The sequence below is a fragment of the Curtobacterium sp. MCSS17_008 genome (assembly GCF_003234185.1).
Lineage (GTDB): Bacteria > Actinomycetota > Actinomycetes > Actinomycetales > Microbacteriaceae > Curtobacterium.
This window is the reverse complement of the sequence record NZ_QKSM01000003.1, coordinates 202,887-221,954: the sequence shown is the minus strand read 5'-3', so window position 1 is coordinate 221,954 and position 19,068 is coordinate 202,887. Positions and strand designations below refer to the sequence as shown.

General features: G+C 73.1%; 13 protein-coding genes and 1 tRNA gene. 8 read left to right on the top strand and 6 right to left on the bottom strand.

The genetic code is table 11. From position 1 onward, the window contains the following. Positions 1-46: 46 nt before the first annotated feature. The 4 genes from DEJ23_RS05425 to DEJ23_RS05410 all read left to right on the top strand — a co-directional run bounded on the left by DEJ23_RS05425 (position 47) and on the right by DEJ23_RS05410 (position 4,202). Positions 47-1,246 carry an ABC transporter substrate-binding protein gene (locus DEJ23_RS05425; protein ID WP_111239223.1) on the top strand — a complete coding sequence of 400 codons (1,200 nt, stop codon included), beginning with the start codon at positions 47-49 and terminating at the stop codon, positions 1,244-1,246. Between the two features lie 108 nt (positions 1,247-1,354). Then, on the top strand, positions 1,355-2,740 hold the full coding sequence (locus tag DEJ23_RS05420; protein WP_111239222.1) for an FAD-binding oxidoreductase: 1,386 nt from the start codon (positions 1,355-1,357) through the stop codon (positions 2,738-2,740). Next, positions 2,737-3,585: a creatininase family protein gene (locus tag DEJ23_RS05415; protein ID WP_220034190.1), complete on the top strand. Its 849-nt coding sequence runs from the start codon at positions 2,737-2,739 to the stop codon at positions 3,583-3,585. The genes DEJ23_RS05420 and DEJ23_RS05415 overlap by 4 nt, the downstream gene beginning before the upstream one ends. Further along, positions 3,582-4,202, top strand: coding sequence for a pyridoxamine 5'-phosphate oxidase family protein (locus DEJ23_RS05410; RefSeq protein ID WP_146240199.1), 621 nt, complete (start codon positions 3,582-3,584; stop codon positions 4,200-4,202). Before DEJ23_RS05415 ends, DEJ23_RS05410 begins: the two co-directional genes overlap by 4 nt. A 161-nt stretch (positions 4,203-4,363) precedes the next feature. Here the strand turns inward: DEJ23_RS05410 and DEJ23_RS05405 are convergent. From DEJ23_RS05405 to DEJ23_RS05395, 3 genes are all read right to left on the bottom strand, one after another. After that, positions 4,364-4,436 (bottom strand) — tRNA-Arg (locus tag DEJ23_RS05405). A gap of 109 nt (positions 4,437-4,545) precedes the next feature. Further along, a complete protein-coding gene (locus DEJ23_RS05400; protein ID WP_111239221.1) occupies positions 4,546-5,331 on the bottom strand; it encodes a dienelactone hydrolase family protein in 786 nt (261 codons plus the stop codon). A 301-nt stretch (positions 5,332-5,632) separates the two neighbouring features. Beyond that, positions 5,633-7,054 (bottom strand): glucose-6-phosphate dehydrogenase, encoded by a 1,422-nt coding sequence (locus tag DEJ23_RS05395; RefSeq protein WP_111239220.1) that lies wholly within the window; start codon positions 7,052-7,054, stop codon positions 5,633-5,635. Between the two features lie 81 nt (positions 7,055-7,135). On the opposite strand from DEJ23_RS05395, the gene DEJ23_RS05390 reads away from it, so the two are divergent. The 4 genes from DEJ23_RS05390 (at position 7,136) to DEJ23_RS05375 (ending at position 13,900) form a co-directional block, all read left to right on the top strand. After that, positions 7,136-8,290: a Gfo/Idh/MocA family protein gene (locus DEJ23_RS05390; protein WP_181429127.1), complete on the top strand. Its 1,155-nt coding sequence runs from the start codon at positions 7,136-7,138 to the stop codon at positions 8,288-8,290. Between the two features lie 158 nt (positions 8,291-8,448). Then, complete coding sequence (locus tag DEJ23_RS05385; RefSeq protein WP_111239218.1) at positions 8,449-10,263, top strand: thiamine pyrophosphate-requiring protein; 1,815 nt, start codon at positions 8,449-8,451, stop codon at positions 10,261-10,263. Between the two features lie 110 nt (positions 10,264-10,373). Further along, positions 10,374-12,764 (top strand): bifunctional UDP-sugar hydrolase/5'-nucleotidase, encoded by a 2,391-nt coding sequence (locus tag DEJ23_RS05380; protein WP_111239217.1) that lies wholly within the window; start codon positions 10,374-10,376, stop codon positions 12,762-12,764. A gap of 362 nt (positions 12,765-13,126) precedes the next feature. Then, on the top strand, positions 13,127-13,900 hold the full coding sequence (locus DEJ23_RS05375) for a trimeric intracellular cation channel family protein (protein WP_111239216.1): 774 nt from the start codon (positions 13,127-13,129) through the stop codon (positions 13,898-13,900). A 352-nt stretch (positions 13,901-14,252) separates the two neighbouring features. Here the strand turns inward: DEJ23_RS05375 and DEJ23_RS15360 are convergent, their stop codons facing one another. Genes DEJ23_RS15360 through DEJ23_RS05360 form a run of 3 tightly spaced genes read right to left on the bottom strand, consistent with a single transcriptional unit; the run spans position 14,253 to position 18,936 of the window. Continuing rightward, positions 14,253-16,616 (bottom strand): DUF3488 and transglutaminase-like domain-containing protein, encoded by a 2,364-nt coding sequence (locus tag DEJ23_RS15360; RefSeq protein ID WP_146240198.1) that lies wholly within the window; start codon positions 16,614-16,616, stop codon positions 14,253-14,255. Beyond that, positions 16,613-17,944, bottom strand: a complete 1,332-nt coding sequence (locus tag DEJ23_RS05365) for a DUF58 domain-containing protein (RefSeq protein ID WP_111239215.1) — start codon at positions 17,942-17,944, stop codon at positions 16,613-16,615. The genes DEJ23_RS15360 and DEJ23_RS05365 overlap by 4 nt, the downstream gene beginning before the upstream one ends. Continuing rightward, positions 17,944-18,936, bottom strand: a complete 993-nt coding sequence (locus tag DEJ23_RS05360; RefSeq protein WP_111239214.1) for a MoxR family ATPase — start codon at positions 18,934-18,936, stop codon at positions 17,944-17,946. Before DEJ23_RS05360 ends, DEJ23_RS05365 begins: the two co-directional genes overlap by 1 nt. Positions 18,937-19,068: the final 132 nt, after the last annotated feature.

Sequence of the window (19,068 nt, the reverse complement as noted above, 5' to 3'; positions counted from 1 at the left end):
ACCATCCCGACAGCACCACGAGACCCGCACCACGAACGGAGCCTCCATGCGCACCACCCGAACCACCACGCGGATCGGCGTCGCGACCGCAGCCCTCGCCGCGACCGCGCTCGCCCTGACCGGATGCGCCGCCAGCTCGTCCGCCGGCACCGCAGCGTCGAGCGCCACCGCGAAGACCGCGTCCGGCCCCGCCGTCGACCTGTCGGGCGTCTGCCCGTCCACCGTCGTCGTCCAGACGGACTGGAACCCCGAGGGCGAGCACGGCCACCTGTACCAGATGCTCGGCCCGGACCCGTCGATCGACGCCTCGGGCAAGACCGTCACCGGCGACCTGTACGCCAACGGTGCGAGCACCGGCGTGAAGCTCGAGATCCGTGCCGGCGGCCCCGCGATCGGCTACACCAAGGTCGCCTCCCAGATGTACCAGGACAAGGACATCACGCTCGGCTACATGTCCACCGACGAGCAGGTCCAGTTCTCCGGCAACCTGCCCACCACGGCCGTCTTCGCCGAGAACGACCAGTCCCCCATGTCGATCATGTGGGACCCGGAGACCTACCCGGACGTCGAGTCCATCGAGGACCTCGGCAAGGAGCTCGAGGAGAACGGCGGCGTCGTCCGCTACTTCAACGGCGCCGCGTACATGACGTACCTCGAGCAGTCGGGCATCCTGCCGAAGAAGGTCCTCGACGGCAGCTACGACGGCACGCCGTCGAAGTTCGTCTCGGCCGGCGGGAAGGACGCCCAGCAGGGGTTCGCGACCGCCGAGCCGTACATCTACCAGAACCAGGTCGCCGCCTGGGGCAAGAAGGTCGCCTACAAGACCATCTCGAGCACCGGGTGGAACCCCTACCCCGAGGCGATGGCGGTCCGCACCGGCGACCTGTCGGAGCTGGGGTCGTGCCTCGAGGAGCTCGTGCCCGTCATGCAGCAGGCCGACGTCGACTACCTCACGGCCCCCGAGGCGACGAACGACCTCATCACCCAGCTCGTGCAGCAGTACAACAACGGCTGGACGTACGACTCGAAGGTCGGTGCGTTCGCCGCGGAGCAGATGGTCGACCTCGGTCTCGCGACCGACGGCGACAACGGCTACATCGGCGACATGGACGAGGAGCGCATGCAGGACTTCATCGAGAAGGCCACCCCCGTGTTCGCCGGGACCGGTGACGTGAAGAGCGGCCTGGAGCCCTCCGACCTGTTCACCAACGAGTTCCTCGACGAGTCCATCGGTCTGGGCAACTGACATCCGGTCGGCCGAGCCGACCATCCCCCCGGACGGGAGGCGCGGGGCACGCCCGCCCCGCACCTCCCCTCCGTCGTCTGCAGCACCACCCACCCCACAGGAGTGAGCATGACCACCGTCACCCCCGCCTCCCCCACCGTCTCTCCCGCCGCCCTCGCGGCGCTGCGCGCGGAACTCGTCGACCTCCTCGGCGAGCGCGGCGTGAGCGCCGACGAACGCACCCGTGCACGCGCCTCCGTCGACGAGGCGACCATGAGCCCCATCCTCAGCGAGCAGCTGCCGCTCGGACTCGCCGACCTCGTCGCATCCCCGTCGTCGGCTGAGGACATCGGAGCCACCCTGCAGGCCGCCGTCCGACACGGCGTCCCGGTGACCACCCGCGGCAAGGGCACGGGCAACTACGGGCAGGGCATCCCGCTGCACGGCGGACTCGTCCTCGACACCTCGCGGGCGCGTGCCGTCGTCGAGGTCGGCGACGGTTGGATCACCGCCGAGGCCGGCGCCTCGATGGTCGCCCTCGAGCAGGCCGCGGCCGCGGCCGGGCAGCAGTTGTGGATGTACCCGTCGACCGCGCAGTCCACGATCGGCGGGTTCCTGTCCGGTGGCTCCGGCGGTACGGGCTCGATCGCGCACGGCTCGAACTGGCAGGGGTTCGTCACCGCCCTCGACGTCGCACTGCCCGGCTCGGACGAGCTGCTGCACGTCGAGGGCGACGACGCCCAGCCGTTCGTGCACACCTACGGCACCGCGGGCGTCATCGCGCGCGCGACCGTCCGCCTCGAGCCGCTGCAGGAGTGGCGCGCCGTGTACGCGGCCTTCCCGACGTTCGAGGACGCCCTCGTCGCGGTGCGCACGCTCCGCGGGCTCGACCCGGTGCCGCGGCTCGTCAGCGCCGACCGGCCCGAGGTCGCCGCGACGCTGCCGTCGGACACGGCGATCCCGGACGACCGTGCCAGCCTCCGGGCGATCATCGACGATGCCGTGCTCGACGAGGCCCGCGCCCTGGTCGAACAGGCCGGCGGAACCGTGCAGGACGTCCGCGAGGGACTGCAGCAGACCACGAAGGTGTCCATGCTCTCCTACAACCACCCGATCTGGTGGCTGAAGCGGAACACCCCGGACACCGAGTACTTCCACGTCGAGGTCGGCGGGGAGGCCCTCATCGACCGGATCGCGGAGGTCGAGGCGGTCTACCCGGGCGGGATGCTGCACATCGAGGCGGCGCACGTCGGCCCGATCGGCATGCTCACGGCGCCATACACCGGGGCCGAGGCCGTCTACGCCGGGTACCCGCTGCTCCGGGACCTGGGTGTCCGGGTGCACAGCCCGCACCAGTACTACGTCGACCACGGCGTCGAGGAGCTCGTGGCGCTGAAGCAGCGCACCGACCCCGAGGGGCTGCTCAACCCCGGCCACGTCATCGACCCGACGCTCGTCGTCAGCGGTGGGTCGACCGCGTCGGCGCAGCCCGTCGTCCCGGGGTTCGGCAAGTGAGCGGCGCCGTGCGCTCGCGTCGGTTGGCGGAGCTGTCGGGGCCGGCGGTCGCCGCCGGCTTCGGGCCGGACACGATCGTCGTGCAGCCGACCGGTGCCGTCGAGCACCACGGCCCGCACCTGCCGCTGCTGACCGACTTCCTGCTCGCCGACCGCATCGGCGGAGCAGCCGTCGAACGTGCGGCCGCCGAGGGCCTGGACGTCTGGCAGCTCCCGACGCTCGCGTTCACGAAGTCCGACGAGCACAGCTGGGCACCGGGCACCGTGTGGCTCGACGAGTCGACGATGTTCGACACCGCGGTGCAGATCGGCCGTGCCGTCGCCCTGACCGGCGCCGGCACCCTGGTGTTCGCGAACGGCCACGGCGGGAACGTCGCGCTGCTGCAGGTCGCCCTGCGCGAGATCCGGAAGCGGTACGGGCTGAAGACGTTCCTCATGCCGACGCTCGCGCGGGCCCCTGGTCCGTCGGGTGAGGACGCCGACGAGCGCGGGCTCGGGATCCACGGCGGCGCGGCGGAGACGTCGATGATCCTGCACCTGCGGCCCGACCTGGTCGACATGTCGCGCGCCGAGCGGTGGGTGCCGGACCACCTGGCGGAGTTCTCGCGGATCAGGTTCAACGGGGGGCCGGTGTCGTTCGGGTGGTTGTCGAACGACTTCGGGACGCCGGGTGTCGTCGGGGACGCGAGCCGGGCGACCGCGGCGTACGGCCAGGCACTCTGGGACCTGTCGCTCGACGAGGCGGTGGCGTCCCTGCACGAGATCGCCCGGTTCGACCCGGCGGTCGCGAAGTCGGCCGCCGGGGCTGCGGCGCCCCTCGGGTCCGACGTGGTGGCGGTGTCGTGACCGTGCTGCCGGGGCAGGCGGCGGACGACCGTCCCGACGTCGCCGCCCCGGCTGACCCGCTCGTGCTCGCGGCGTCGTGGCTGCCGTCCGCCGAGGACGGACCCGGACCGACGATGACGCTCTCGACGGTCGGCCTCGACGGCTACCCGTCCGCCCGGACCGTGCTGCTCTCGCGCTTCGACGGGGAGCGCCTCCACTTCCACACCGACAGCCGCAGTCGCAAGGCCGCCGAGCTCGCCGCACTCCCCCGCGCGGCGGTCACCCTCGTCTGGCCCGAGGCCGCGCGGCAGCTCGTGGTCGTCGGGGACGTGGTACCCGTCACCGCTGCCGAAGCCCGCGCCGCGTACGCCGCCCGGACTCGGTACCTGCAGGTGCTCGCGTGGGTGAACGACCACGAGGCCGCCGCCGACACGGCCGCGCGACGGAGGGAGCTGTGGGCGGCGTTCGAGCAGGAACGTGTCGACACCGATCTCGAGCCCCCGTCGACGTGGGCCGGGTACGCGCTCACGCCCCGGCGGATGGTGTTCTGGCGCGGGGCGACCGACGCCGCGAGCAACCGGCTCGCGTACGAGCGCCGCCCGGACGGCGCCTGGTCGCAGGAGTCCTGGCCGGGCTGACCCGGCACGGCCGAGACACCGTGACCAGAGCGAGACGCCGCTCCCCGCGCGAGACGCCGCCGGTAGCAGCGGCGTCTCGGCACGGAAGCGGCGTCTCGCCACCGCAGCCCGCCCGGGAACGACGAAGGCCCCGCCGCAGTGCGACGGGGCCTTCTCGAATGTGCGCTCGAAGGGACTCGAACCCCCAACCTTCTGATCCGTAGTCAGATGCTCTATCCATTGAGCTACGAGCGCATCCGGTCTTCCGACCGAACCGGCCTTGCGGCCGTGGAAGACTCTACAACAGGTGCGGCGCGGAACGCCAATCGAGCCGCACCGTACCGAGCCTTCGGCGTGTCGCGGGTCAGACGACGGCCGGCTCCTCGTCGAACACCTCGGCGAGGAACACCTGCAGCGCCTGCCACGAGCGGCGGTCCGCACGCTCCTGGTACTGCGCCCCGTGGTCCGGCGCGTCCGTCCCCGGCACCGCGAACGCGTGCATCGCCCCGGCGTAGGTGACGACCTGCCAGTCGACCTCGGGCGCCGCGCGCATCTCGTCCTGCCACTCGGCGACCTTCGTGTCCGGCACCATCGGGTCCGCTCCCCCGGTGAGCACGAGGAGCTTCGCCCGGATCGCAGACGCGTCGGACGGCTCGTGCACGATCAGTCCGCCGTGGAACGAGACCGCGCCGGCGAGGTCGGCACCGGTCCGCGCGAGCTCGATCGCGCCGGACCCGCCGAAGCAGTAGCCCATCACGACGATGCGGGAGTGGTCGACATCGGGGTCCTCGCGCAGCTGGTCGAGCCCCGCGGTCAGTCGCGCGCGGAACAGCGGGAGGTCCTGGTAGAACGAGCCCGCGACCTCGCCGGCGGTGTCGTCGCCGGGACGGACGCCCTCGCCGTAGACGTCGGCGCCGAACGCGACGTACCCGAGCCGCGCGAGCATCGTGACGCGGGCCTCGACGTGCTCGTTGACGCCGTGCCAGTCGTGGACCACGAGGACGGCGGGGCGCGGGCCGGACACGGCGTGGTCCTTCGCGAGCACACCGAGGAGCGCAGTGCCCTCGTGGTCGTAACGGACAGCCTCGACCCGGACGTCGGAGCCGGCGGGTTCGGGGACGGTGGACAGGACGTCGTCGGTGGTCTTCACGTCACCGGACTCTACGCCGCCCGGCTCGCACCGTGCCGAGACGCCGCTCGCCCGCCGAGACACCGCCGACTCCTGGTCCCCGAGACGCCCCACGGACCTCGAGACACCGCACGCCGCGCGAGACGCCGCCGATTCCGGCGGCGTCTCGCGGAACCGGCGGCGTCTCGCGGGACCGGCGGCGGCTTTGGGACCGGCGGCGTCTCACCCACACCGGCGTCTCGCCCCGCTGTCGGGGACGCGACCACGTGACGGACGGGAGGCGCGTGGCGGGCCCGCCACGCGCCTCCCGTCCGACACGGCGTCAGCAGTCGATGTTGTCCCAGTGCTCGGGACCGGCCGAGCCCGCCGCGTACTCGTCGAGCGGGGCCTTCCCGTCGCGCCAGGCCTGCAGGAACGGCTCGACGACCCGCCAGCCCTGCACGGCGCTGTCGCCGCGCACCGAGAGCGTCGCGTCCCCCTCGAGGACGCCCGCCAGGACCTCGCCGTAGGCGCTGAGCCGCCCCGGGTTGAAGGTCGTCTCGAGCGAGGTGTGGTCGATCGTGTACGGGTCGCCCGGCCCGTTGACGTTGAGCTCGAGCTGCATCTCGTCGGGCGCGATCCAGATCCGCAACTTGTCCGGACGCTCGGCACCGGTCAGCCCGTTCGGCACGTGCGGCGAGTCCTTGAAGGTGATGACGATCTCGCGGCGCTGCTGCTCGAGCGCCTTGCCCGAGCGCAGCGTGAAGGGGACGCCCGCCCAGCGCCAGTTCGCGACCTCGAGGGTGAGCTGCGCGAGCGTCTCGGTGCCGAGCGACGGGTCGACGCCGTCCTCGTCGACGTAGGACGGCAGCTGTCGGTCCCCGACCTTCCCCGCCGTGTACCGCGCGCGCTTGCCGGCGGCCTCGACGTCGCCGCCCCACGGCCGCACCGCGCGGAGCACGAGCTCCTTCTGGGTCCGCAGGTCGTCGGCGTCGATCGACGCCGGGGCCTCCATCGCGACGACGGCCATCACCTGCAGCAGGTGGCTCTGGATCATGTCGACGAGCGCGCCGGCCCTGTCGTAGTAGCGCGCACGACCCTCGAGCCCGAGGGTCTCGTCGTACACGACGTCGACGCGAGCGACGTGCTGCGACGACAGCAGCGGCTCGATGATGCGGTTCGCGAACCGCAGGCCGAGCAGGTTGAGCACCGTCGAGCGGCCGAGGAAGTGGTCGACGCGGTGGATCCGCTCCTCGGGGACGAACGAGTGCAGCAGGTCGTTGAGCTCCGCGGCGCTCTCGGCGTCGGTGCCGAACGGCTTCTCGAGCGCCAGACGGGTGCCCTGCGGGAGGTCGAGGCCCTTGAGCACCGCGCAGCTCTGCTCGGTCACGGCCGGCGGGAGCGCGAAGTAGATGGCGGGGTCGTGCTCGCAGGCCCCGAGCAGGCCCCGCAGGTCGTCGGCGTCCGTGACGTCGGCCTTCCGGTAGGTCGAGGCGTCGATCACGGCCTGCAGCCGCTGGCTGAGCCGGCTCGTGCCCTCGGCGCCCTCGTCCTCCTCGTTCTTGGACGCCTGGGCGTTCTCGAAGGAGTCGCGGACCTGCGCCTTCCAGTCGTCGTCCGAGAGGTCCTCGACGCCGGCCCCGACGAGCTGGACGTCCCAGTCCTCCTTCACGTCGAGGAGGGTGGCGAGACCGGGCAGCAGCAGGCGCTTGGACAGGTCGCCGCTGGCACCGAGGATGAGCAGGCTGGTCTGGAGGCTCGACATGCCCCAGACCGTACTCATCCGTTCCGGCGCGCGGCCGGGTTGCGTCGGTACGGTGGGTCCAGTCCGGCGCGAGGGAGCACCATGAGCAGTGGGTACGGAGGGCGACGCATCCGCGTCGCCGTGGTCGGGACGGGCATGATCGCCGGCGTGCACGCGCGGGCGGCACGCGCGGCCGGCGCCGAGGTGGTCGGGGTGCTGGGCAGGACCCCCTCCCGGTCGGAGCAGGTCGCGGCGCAGCTCGACGTGCCTCGCGGGTACGCCTCGCTCGACGAGGTCATCGCGGACGCACCGGACGTGGTGCACGTCTGCACGCCGAACGACCAGCACCACCCCCAGGCCCTGGCGGTGATCCGCGCCGGGATCAACGTCGTGTGCGAGAAGCCGCTCGCGATCAGCGCCGCGCAGGCCGCCGAGCTCGTCGCCGCCGCGCGGGACGCCGGGGTCGTCGCGACGGTGCCCTTCGTCTACCGGTACCACCCGGTCGTGCGGGAGATCCGCGGCCGGATCGCCGCCGGGGAACTCGGACGGCTGCTCGCCGTGCACGGCCACTACCTGCAGGACTGGATGCTCGACGAGGACGCCTCGAGCTGGCGCGTCGACGCCGGCGCCGGCGGGGTCTCGCGGGCCTTCGCCGACATCGGCTCGCACTGGTGCGACCTGGTCGAGTTCGTCACCGGCGAGCCGTTCGCCTCGGTCTCCGCCGCCACCGACATCGTCTACCCGACCCGTCCGGCCGCGTCGGGCCCGTCCTTCTCCGGCTCGCCCGACCCCGACCCCGTCGCGGACGCCGGGCAGCGCGCTGCGGTGACCACCGAGGACACCGCGGTCGCGACCTTCCGGACCGCGGGCGGGCGGATCGGCAACGTCGTGATCTCGCAGGTCGCCGCCGGCCGGAAGAACCGGCTCTGGTTCGAGGTCGACGGCACGCTCGGGTCCGCGGCGTTCGACCAGGAGCAGCCCGAGTCGGCGTGGTTCGGCAACGAACGCGGGGCGCAGATCGTCGTCCGGAACCCGTCGCAGGGCGTCCCGGACCAGCGTCGGCTCGCCGTCGTGCCGTCGGGCCACCCGCAGGGGTACCTCGACGCGTTCGCGGCGTTCGTCGCCGACACGTACGCGGCGGTCCGGGGGGAGGCTCCCGAGGGGTTGCCGACGTTCGCCGACGGGGCACGTGCCGCGTCGATCATCGAGGCCGTCGTCGGCAGCGCGACCGACGGGGCGTGGCGCCCCATCCCCTGACTCCCGCTGACGCCCGCTGCTCCCAGTCCGGCGGGGCGGCTCCGCGGAACGCAACCCGGGCGACAGCTCGCAGCGTTGTACCGCTGCGAGGAACCGCCGACGTCGCGTCCCGCGGGTCGACCTGAGCGCGCACAGGAAGCGACGAGCACGGTGGGTGCATGAGCACGACCGTGAGCGACTTCGTCATCGACCGCATCAAGGCATGGGGCGTGTCCCGCGTGTTCGGGTACCCGGGAGACGGCATCGGCGCCTTCGACGGCGCCCTGGGCAAGGCCGACGGCAGCGAACGGCAGCTCGAGTACGTCCGACCGACGCACGAGGAGATCGCCGCGCTGATGGCGACGGCGCACGCGAAGTTCACCGGCGAGGTCGGCGTGTGCGTCGCCACGTCCAGCCCCGGCGCCTTCCACCTGCTCAACGGTCTGTACGACGCGCAGATGGACAACCAGCCGGTCGTCGCGATCGTCGGACAGCAGGGCCTCGCCGCGGTCGGCACGTTCACGCAGCAGGAGTCGAACCTCGAGCGGGTCTTCGCCGACGTCGCCTGCTACGTCGAGACCGTCGCCACGCCGGACGCCGTCGGCGTGGTCGTCGACACCGCCTTCCGCACGGCGATGCTCCGCAAGCAGCCCGCGGTCGTGGTGCTCCCCCACGACGTGCAGGCCATGCGGTACGAGGCCCCCGCCGCCGAGCACTGGGTGTCCCGGTCGAGCGACGTCGCACCCTCGACGCGGATCGTCCCGCCGCAGGACGAGATCGCCCGGTTCGCCGAGATCCTCAACGCCGGCGAGCGCGTCACGTTCCTCGTCGGCGCCGGTGCCCGCGGCGCGACCGACCTGGTGCTCGCGGCCGCCGAGAAGTCCGGCGCGGGCATCATCACCGCGCTCCGCGGCAAGGACGTCGTCCCCTCCGACGTGCCGTACCACACGCAGCAGGTCGGACTCCTCGGATCGCGCCCGAGCCTGACGCAGATCAAGGAGTGCGACACGATCGTGCTCCTCGGCTCGAACTACCCGTACGGCGAGTACCTCCCCGCCACCGGTCAGGCCCGTGGCGTGCAGGTCGACATCAAGCCCGAGCAGATGGGGCTGCGCTACCCGACCGAGCTCAACCTGTGGGGCGACGTCGGTGCGACGCTCGAGGCCGTCCTCCCGCTCCTGCGGGACAAGCAGGACACGGCGTGGCAGGACAAGCTCGCCGGCGAGATGCGCGAGTGGGAGGCCGAGATGGGCCGCCAGGCCGAGGTCGCCTACGACGACGGCGTGAACCCGCGCCGGGTGATCCGCGCGGTCAACGAGCGCCTGCCGGAGGGCGTGACGGTGACGTGCGACGCCGGGACGACCGCCGACTGGTACGGCCACCACATCCGGCTGCGCCGCGGCATGCACGGGGACATGTCCGGACGACTCGCGACGATGCTCGCGGCGATGCCCTACGCCGTGACCGCGAAGTTCGCGTTCCCGGACGCACCGGCGGTCTGCACGATCGGCGACGGAGCGTTCCAGATGCTCGGCATGAACGAGCTCATCACGGTGAAGAAGTACATGGCGGACTGGCCGAACCAGCAGCTCGTCATCGTCGTCATGCACAACGACGACCTCGGTCAGGTCTCGTGGGAGATGCGGACCGAGGACGGCAACCCGATGTGGTCCGGGTCGCAGGACGTCGAGTCGATGGACTACGCCGGGTACGCGCGGCTGCTCGGCTTCGAGGGGATCGCGGTCCGGAGCGACGACGAGGTCGAGGCCGCCGTGGAGCGCGCGTTCGCGAACCCGGGCGTCACGCTCATCGACGCGTACGTCAGCCGCAACGTCCCGCCGCTGCCGCCGCACATCACCGCCGAGTACGCGATCAACACCGCGAAGAGCCTGCTCAAGGGTGACCCTGCAGAGGTCGGCGTGATCAAGGACTCCGCGAAGGCGATGGCTGCCGAGGCCGTCGAGCGGGTGAAGGGTGCGCTCGGTCGGGACTGACCCCCACGCGGGGGTCCCGGGCGGTCACGTGCCGACCGTGTGAACAACACGTGACGTGTCGCGGCGGGCACTGGCGTGTCGGCTGTGGGACTTCGTAGGTTCTTGGCTCGATGAACGCTCACACCTCCCCGCGCCGCCGGCGCCTGGCCGGGGCCACCGCCCTGGTCGCTGCCGGCGTCCTCACCGCCCTCTCCGTCCCGTCCACCGCCCTCGCCGCCGAGGGTGACGCGACGATCGACCTGTACAACGTCAACGACTTCCACGGCCGCATCGCACAGTCCATCTCGAGCACGGCCGGGAAGCCGACCCCGCGCGACGGCGATGCCGCCGGTGCCGCCACGCTCGCCGGTGCGCTCGAGCAGCTCCGCGGCGCGGACACCTCGACGTCCGCCTTCGTCAGCTCCGGCGACAACATCGGCGGCTCGACGTTCGAGTCCTTCATCCAGGAGGACCAGCCCACCATCGACGTCCTCAACCAGATGGACCTGTCGGTCAGCGCGATCGGCAACCACGAGCTCGACAAGGGCCAGGCCGACCTGCGCGACCGCGTGATCGGGGCCGACGGCGCCCGCAACGCGCAGTGGGACTACGTCTCCGCCAACATCCTCGACAGCGCGACGGGCAAGCCGGCGTTCGACCCGTACGCCGTCCAGGAGATCAGCGGCAAGCGCGTCGGGTTCATCGGTGCGACGGTCGACCTGGTCGGGCAGGGGCTCGTCAGCCCGGACGGCATCGCCGGTCTGGAGATGGGCGACATCACCACCGAGGTGAACAAGGTCGCGGACCAGCTGACCGACGACGACGAGAGCAACGGCGAGGCGGACGTCCTCGTCCTGCTCGTGCACGACGGCGCGGAGAGCACCACCCCGGTCGCCCCCGGCGACCAGTCCGACTTCGCACGTGCCGTGTACGGGGTCAGCCCGAAGGTGTCGGCCATCCTGTCGGCGCACACGCACCAGACGTACTCGTACTCGGTCGTCCCGACCGGTGGCACCGTTCCCCGTCCGGTGATCCAGACCGGTTCGTACGGCTTCAACCTGGGCCACGTGCAGCTCGCCGTCGCGGCCGACGGGACCGTGACCGTGCCGGTCGCCGAGAACCTGCGTCTCGTGGACGGCACCTACGCCTCCGACGCCGCGGTGCAGGCCACCGTCGACGCCGCGGTCGCCGAGGCCGACCGCCTGGGCGCCGTCGAGCTCGGCACCGTCGACCGCGACCTCAAGCGCGCGGTGCAGTCGCCGAACGCAGAGGGTCTGCAGAGCGAGAACCGCGGCGGTGAGTCGACGCTCGGCAACTTCGTCGCCGAGGTCCAGCGCTCCCAGACCGAGCGCCAGGGCTCGCAGATCGCGTTCATGAACCCGGGCGGCCTCCGTGCCGACATCGCATCCGGTCCGGTCACCTACAAGGAGGCCGCGGTCGTCCAGCCGTTCGCCAACACGCTCGTCGTGCTCGACCTGACCGGCGACCAGATCCGCCAGGCACTCGAGCAGCAGTGGCAGCCCGCCACCGCGAGCCGGCCGTTCCTCAAGCTCGGGGCGTCCGAGGGCTTCGCGTACACCTACGACCTGCAGGCCGCGTCGGGCTCTCGCATCACGTCGATGACCCTGGACGGCGACCCGATCGACCCGACCACCACCTACAAGGTGACGGTCAACTCGTTCCTCGCGACCGGTGGCGACAACTTCGGTGCGTTCAAGCAGGCCGCGGCGAAGCAGGACAGCGGCATGGTCGACCTCGAGGCGCAGGTCCAGTACTTCAAGGCGGACCCGACCGTCGAGGTGCAGGAGGACCAGCGTGCCGTCGGCGTGCACGTCACGGAGACTCCCGAGGGCGGCTTCCAGCCGGGTGACGACGTCCGCATCGACCTGTCGTCGCTGACCTTCAGCAACGCGGCCGACCAGGGCGGCACCGTCTCCGTGAGCGCCGGCGAGCAGGAGCTCGCGACCGCCGACATCGACACGACCATCGTCGACACCACGGACGAGCAGGGCCGCGCGACCCTCGAGTTCGAGGTGCCCGGCGCACCGGCCGAGGACGCCGCCCCGGTCGACACGGCCGGCGACGCCCTCCGCGCCACCGCGCTGCGCGCGACCGCCGCGGCCGCGCCCACCGAGACGACCGACGAGCCCCTCGTCGTGACGCTGCCGGGCGGCCAGACGATCACGCTCGCGGTGACGGTGCCGATCGAGACCGCTGCCGAGCCGACCGACCCGACCGACCCGGCGGACCCGGGTGCCGGTGACCCGACCGACCCGGCCACCCCGGGGACGGGCCTTCCCGGCGGCGGCGACACGGACGGTGACGGCGTCCCGGACGGTCTCGACGGCACCGGTGCCTCCGACGAGCAGCCGACCACGGCCGGTGGGGACCTCGCCTACACCGGTGCGGACCTGGTGCTCCCGGGCATCGCCGCGGGCGTCCTGCTCCTCGCCGGCGCCCTGGCGCTCGTCCTCGCGCGCCGGAAGCGCGCGGCGCACGACGAGACGGTCCTGACGGACTGACGCCGCGCCTCCCGGCCGGACGACCGGAGACCACGGGCCGCCCCACGCGCAGTGGGGCGGCCCGTTCCGCTGTCCGACGGCAACAGCCCCTGCTGCGGGACAGCCCCGCGAGGTACGCTCCCCCTGTCGCATCGCGATGCGTCGCGCCGGGTCGCCCCCGTGGCCGGGCGGTGGTTCCGCCCGTCGGACCCCGCGGCGCGGGTGCCCTCCGTCTCCAGGGAAACGACGGAGGGCACCCCTCTCACCGGCGAGCGCGACGACAGCTCAGCGGATGTGCGACCCGCACCCGTCCGGGCCGTCGCGCGACCGACCCGAGCGTGCTGCGACCCGCCACCCCCGCCACGTGGGGTTTGATTGTCCTCATGAACCTGCTGACCCCCGAGGGCCTGGCGTCGGTCACGAACGTGCTCGACCTGGCCGGCGTGTTCGCCTCGGCGCTGCTCGGCGGTTCGCTCGCGCGCACGATGGACTTCGACCTGTTCGGGTTCCTGGTCGTCGGGTTCGTCTCCGGCCTCGGCGGCGGCATCCTCCGCGACACCCTGCTGCAGAACGGGCCGCCCGTCGCGCTCGTCGACCCGCTCTACCTGCCCGTCGCGATCGCCGGCGCACTCGTGGCGTTCTTCGTCTCCTTCTCCGAGCGCACCTGGGACCGGCTGTTCACCGTGCTCGACGCCGCCGTCATCGGGTTCTGGTCCGTGGTCGGGGTGCAGCGGACCTTCGACGCCGGGCTCGGGTGGCCGACCGCGATCATCATGGGCACGGTCACGGCGGTCGGCGGCGGGGCCATGCGGGACCTGCTGCTGCGTCGCGTGCCGGCGGTCTTCGGCGGCAACGCCCTCTACGCGACCGTCGCCGTCGCGGCGTCGGCGGTGATGGTCGTGGCCTCGTACCTCGGATCACCGACGATCGGCATCATCGCCGCCATCGTGCTGTCACTCGGGCTCCGGTACGGGGCCGTCAAGCGGGGCTGGGGTCTGCCCAACGGACGCGAGTGGCAGCCGAAGTCCACGCTCGGCGCCCTGTTGCAGCGTGGCCGACGGCTGCGCCCCGACGCGGTCCGACTGCTCCGCCGACCAGGACGCCGTACCGGTCGCGGCAGCGTCCACAGCGACCGGGACACGTCCGGCGAGGTCTGATCCGCCCGCCGGGCCGGACCGCTCGTCCGCGTCCTCCGGCTCGGCTGCCGTCACGGGACTGTGCAGCGTCACGGCCGAGCGGTACGATCGGCACCGCCGGGTACCGACCCGGCGAGCGCCGTCCACCGACGCACCGACACGACCCGAACGTGCCGGTCCACCGGGGCGGACGGAGCAGGGGGCTTCGCTGGTGCCGCGCGCGACCGCAGCGCGCGGCGCGGCAGGTCCCGACGGTCGGACGCACCGGGCGCCGCACCGCTCGCGCCGGCGACGTGCGGGGATGACAGTCGGGAGCACCACCGCACGGCCTCGGCCCCGTCGGCGCCGACGCACGCGACCCCGGACGCCGGGACTAGGCCGGTCGCCGCCGCTTCCGGCCCTCGTGCGACCAGGCGGACGACGGCAGCAGGCTCGGCGGGAACCACCGCGACCGCACCACGCGAGCACGGGGAACGGATGCGTCCAGGCCTGCCCGGGCCTCCAGGACGGACCGCCGCAGGGCCTCCGCGTCCGCCGCTGCCGTGCTGTCCGCGGCGAACCGCTCCACGTCGACCGCGTCGACCACTGCGGTCAGGTGCGGCAGCACCGGCGCCGGCACGGTCCCCGCGAGCCGACCGAGCACCGCCCGGGCGGTCCGTGCCACGGCGGCGGAGTCACCGGGCGGTGCCAGACCCGGGGCGTACCCGTGGTCCGCGACGTCGTCGAGCACCTCGCGCCAGGCGTGCAGGGCGGGCGACCGTCCGGCACGGATCGCGGTGAGACGTCGCCGTCGCCGCAGGGCTCGGACCACACCCGGCGCGACCAGCACCGCGAGCAGGAGCAGCAGTCCGACCACGAGCCCGGCGGCCCCGGGGCCCGACGCCGTGGTGGAGGCGGCGGCCCCCGGCTCGGTCGTCGCCGAGGACGTCGGGGTCGGGGTGGGAGTCGCCTCGTCGGGCGTGCTCTCGCCCGGCTCGGGCAGCGGTGTCCCGGACGGCGCCGGGGCCGGGGTCGCCGACGACTCGCCGGCCTGTGCCGCGGCGTCGGAGGTCGGCGTCGGCTCGAAGGAGACCCATCCCGCGCCCTTGATGTACAGCTCCGGCCACGAGTGCAGCTGCCGGTTCGACACCGTGTACTCGCCGTCCTCGGTCTGCTCGCTGCTCGCCCGGTAGCCGACGGCGACACGGGACGGGATCCCGAGGGTGCGGGCCATCACCGCCATCGACGACGCGAAGTGCACGCAGTACCCCTGGCGGACGCTCAGGAAGGTGTCGATGACGTCCATGCTGTCGCCGTCGTACCCCTGCTCGACGGGGGCCGTCTCGGAGTAGGTGAACAGGTCGCTCCGGAACCACTGCTCGACTGCCCGGGCCCTGGCGTAGTCGTTCGGCAGGCCGCCGGCGACCCGTTGCGCCGCCGCACGGATGTCGCGCGGCAGGTCCTCCGGCAGCGACAGGTCGGTGCGGAGCTGCGCGTCGCTCGGCGTCGAGAACCCCCGACCGTCGGTGCGTCCGAGGATGCCGCTCGCCGCGATGGCGTCGAGGTACTCCCCCGACGACGTCGACGCGCCGAAGGCCTGGTAGGTGGAGCCACGCTGCGTCGACGGACCGGTCGAGCGGACGGTGCTCGAGTCGCCCATCCAGCGCCACTGCGACAGGTCGAGGTTGGTCGACTGCGACTCGATCGACACCGCGCCCGCCGGCACCGGCAGGTAGTTGCTGGACAGGCCGGTGATCCGCACGGTCAGGTCGCCCCGGCTCGCCAGGCGCGGGTTCACGCCGACCGCCCACTGCTGCTGGTCCGCCGTGTCGGAGGTGCTCGCGTCGGTCACCGTCGGCACCCAGTCGCCGCTGCCGAACTCGTCGAGGTCGGCGAGCTTCAGGTACTCCGGCTGGCCGTCGGCCGTGCGGTACCGCAGCACCTCGAGCTCGTTGGGCTGCCGGAGGTCACGACCGAGTTCGAGCAGCGTGCCCGGCCTGCCGGGCTGGATCGGCGACTGCAACGCACCGGTGACACCCGACAACCAACTCGCGTTCAACGGGACGATCACCGGCAGGCCCACGGCGACGACGAGGCCGATCGCCCCGACCACCGCTGCCGGGAACGCGCGTTGGACCGGGCGCACCGACAGCCACAGCAACCCGAGGAAGGCGACGCCGACCAGGACGACGAGCACCGGGGACGCCGGCTCGCCGGTCACCACGCCGGGCACGATGAGCACCACGAGCGCCGGCACGGCGGCGAGCGCCACGGTCGGCGCGATCGCCGCCAGGAAGAGGGACACCCCGGCGACCCAGCCGATGGCGATGGTGATCACGAGCCGGATGGCGTCGGTCTGCGGCAGCGGGGCCGGGTTCAGCCGGATCGCCGCGAGGGCCTCGCCGAGCGCGCCCTCACGGTCGAGCCAGCCGAGCGGGTGCACGTCGTTCACGACCGCGGCCACGCAGGACCCGACCACGAGGGTGGTGACGAGCGCGATGAACCGCACGCCGGGTGCGCGGCGGCGGACGGCCAGGACGACGGCGACGAGGACGGCCGCGAAGGCGACGCCGGAGACCCACCACGCGGTGCCCTGCACGAGCGGCCGCATCGCCAGTGCGGCGACCAGGACGGGCAGCGGTGCGAGCGCGACGACCCACGGGCTCGGGGCGTCCGGCCGCTCGGCGGAGCGGGCCGCTCCCGGGGACGGGGTGTCGGTGCGACCGTGGGCGCGGGCGGTGGTCGAGGTGCCGCTCACCGGGCGCTCCCCTGGTTCTGCGCGCCGGGGACGGGCACCACGAGGGTCCGCCACCCAGCGCGGTCGAGGATCCCGCGCACGACCGGTTCGGGCGGCACGATGGTCGCCAGGATGCCCCGGCTCGACCCGCTCGTGGCGGCGACGAGCTCGGCGGCCTGCTCGGCGGTGCAGCGGCCGGTGACGACGGCGGTCATCCCGTGCACGTCGCGCCCGTGGACCTCGGGCAGCACCTCGGTCACGGGACGGGCGTCGGAGCGGACCCGGACGTCGGCGAGCCCCACGAGCACGTCGGTCAGGCTGCCGGCGTCACCGGTGTGGCGGGAGCCGGACGTGGCGACGTCGCTCACGAGCACGACGCGCGAGGTCCGCGCGCTGAGCGCCCGTGCGACGCTCGCGGCCACCACGACCGCGTGCTCGAACGCGGCGTCGCCGCCGAGGTCGCTCAGCTCGGCGAGGTCGTCGCGACCCAACGCCTGGTACGACTCGCGCCGGACGTCGAGCGCGATGACCGCCTCGGGCGGCTGGGCCTGCGTGGTCTGCCGGACGTGCAGCTCCCCGCGGCGGGCGCTCTGCGCCCAGTGCACGCGGCGGATCGGGTCGCCCTGCCGGTACGGGCGGAGTTCGCTGTCGTCGGCGGAACCGCCCTGTCCGACCCGACCCTCGTCGGCGGACACCGCGCCCGCCAGCGCCCCGGTGTCGATCGCCGCCAGGGTGGTCGACGCGGGGACGACCACGACCTCCTCCGCCGCGACGACCGGACGGTCGATGCGCAGCAGGCCGAACGGGTCCTCGACGCGGATCGTGACCGGTCCGACCAGCGTGCGGCCGCGGTGCATCGCGAGTGCCTCGACCTCGAGGACGGCCGGCGGTTCGTGGGGACCGACGAGCACGTAGGTCTCGGGGTCGGACAAGCTCGCGAAGGCGTCCTCGAGCTGTTCCCGCACGAGCAGCGTGGTCCGCGGTCCGATCGGCAACGAGGTGCCCCGCAGCGTGATCCGCTCGCGGTGCACCTCACCGACCTGGACCACCGCCCGCGACGTCGTGCGCGTGGCCCGGAGCGGCGCGGCGACGACGAGCGCCATCACCACGCCGAGCACGAGGAGGACGACGAGCAGCAGCCCGGCGGACACGGCGATGCTCGTCGTCGCGACGAGTCCGCCGCCGACGAGCGCGATCCCCGAGCCGAGCGCGGTCCAGCCGCGCGCGGTCGGCCGCGGGAACGGCGTCCGCCGCAGCAGACCCGCACCGCGCCGGCCGTAGCGGAGCGCCCAGGACCGCACAGCGCCGGCGCGCAGCGCGAGCGTCGAGGGCCCTCCGCCGTCGGACATCAGGACCGGACGGCTGCCGCCGCGAAGGGCACGGCGGTGTCGGACACGATCCGGACCACCACGTCGCGGGCGGTGTCCTCGGCAGCACCCCCGAGGCCGCGGGCCACCGGGACGAGTCGGTGGGCGAGGATGACCGGGGCGAGCTGCGCAACGTCGTCCGGCGTGACGAACGGGCGGCCGAGCAGCGCGGCGTGCGCGCGGGCGGCCTGCGCCAGGTGCAGGGTCGCGCGGGGGCTGGCGCCCAGGACGAGGTCCGGGTGCGAGCGTGTCGCCCGCACGATCGCGACGATGTACGCCTCGACGTCCGGCGCGACGTGCACCCCGCGGACCGCGTGCACGATGGCGCGCAGCGTGTGGACGTCGACGATGGGGCGGAGCGACGAGAGCGGGTCGTGGGTCCCCCGCGCCGCGAGCATCTGGCGTTCGGCGTCGGCACTCGGGTACCCCATCGCGATGCGCGCCATGAAGCGGTCGCGCTGGGCCTCGGGCAGCGGGTACGTCCCCTCCATGTCGATCGGGTTCTGCGTGGCGACGATCATGAAGGGCGACTCGAGCGGCCGCGTGACGCCGTCCACCGTGACCTGCGCCTCGGCCATCGCCTCGAGCAGGGCCGACTGGGTCTTCGGGCTGGTGCGGTTGATCTCGTCACCGATGACGACGTTCGCGAACACCGGTCCGGGCGAGAACCGGAAGGTGCCGGACGACTGGTCGTAGATGTTCACGCCGGTCACGTCGGAGGGCAGCATGTCCGAGGTGAACTGGATGCGGTTCACGGTGCCGCCGACCGAGGCGCCGAGCGCCTTGGCGAGGACGGTCTTGCCGACTCCGGGGACGTCCTCGACGAGCAGGTGCCCCTCGGCGAGCATCACGGTGAAGGCGGTGCGGATCGCGTCGACCTTGCCGTCCACCACGGTGGAGACGGCCGCCACGACGTCGTCGCCGACCGCTCGCACGTGTTCGATCGGGAAGGCTTGGTCGGTCGGCTCCGGCACGCAGGCCTCCTCGTCTCGGGACAGGTGTCGTGCATGCTACAACGGCGCGGTGACAGGCACCGGAGGATGCGGCACCGGTCATCCGGAAGGCACACGCCGGTCCCGGACGGACAGACGGACGGGAGGCGCGGT

Excerpts from the sequence above, each read along its gene's own strand:
- DEJ23_RS05425 (WP_111239223.1), top strand. The coding sequence starts at position 47 with ATGCGCACCACCCGAACCACCACGCGGATCGGCGTCGCGACCGCAGCC.
- DEJ23_RS05420 (WP_111239222.1), top strand. The coding sequence starts at position 1,355 with ATGACCACCGTCACCCCCGCCTCCCCCACCGTCTCTCCCGCCGCCCTC.
- DEJ23_RS05395 (WP_111239220.1), bottom strand. The coding sequence starts at position 7,054 with ATGTCGAGCCTCCAGACCAGCCTGCTCATCCTCGGTGCCAGCGGCGAC.
- DEJ23_RS05390 (WP_181429127.1), top strand. The coding sequence starts at position 7,136 with ATGAGCAGTGGGTACGGAGGGCGACGCATCCGCGTCGCCGTGGTCGGG.
- DEJ23_RS05385 (WP_111239218.1), top strand. The coding sequence starts at position 8,449 with ATGAGCACGACCGTGAGCGACTTCGTCATCGACCGCATCAAGGCATGG.
- DEJ23_RS05380 (WP_111239217.1), top strand. The coding sequence starts at position 10,374 with ATGAACGCTCACACCTCCCCGCGCCGCCGGCGCCTGGCCGGGGCCACC.
- DEJ23_RS05375 (WP_111239216.1), top strand. The coding sequence starts at position 13,127 with ATGAACCTGCTGACCCCCGAGGGCCTGGCGTCGGTCACGAACGTGCTC.
- DEJ23_RS05365 (WP_111239215.1), bottom strand. The coding sequence starts at position 17,944 with ATGTCCGACGGCGGAGGGCCCTCGACGCTCGCGCTGCGCGCCGGCGCT.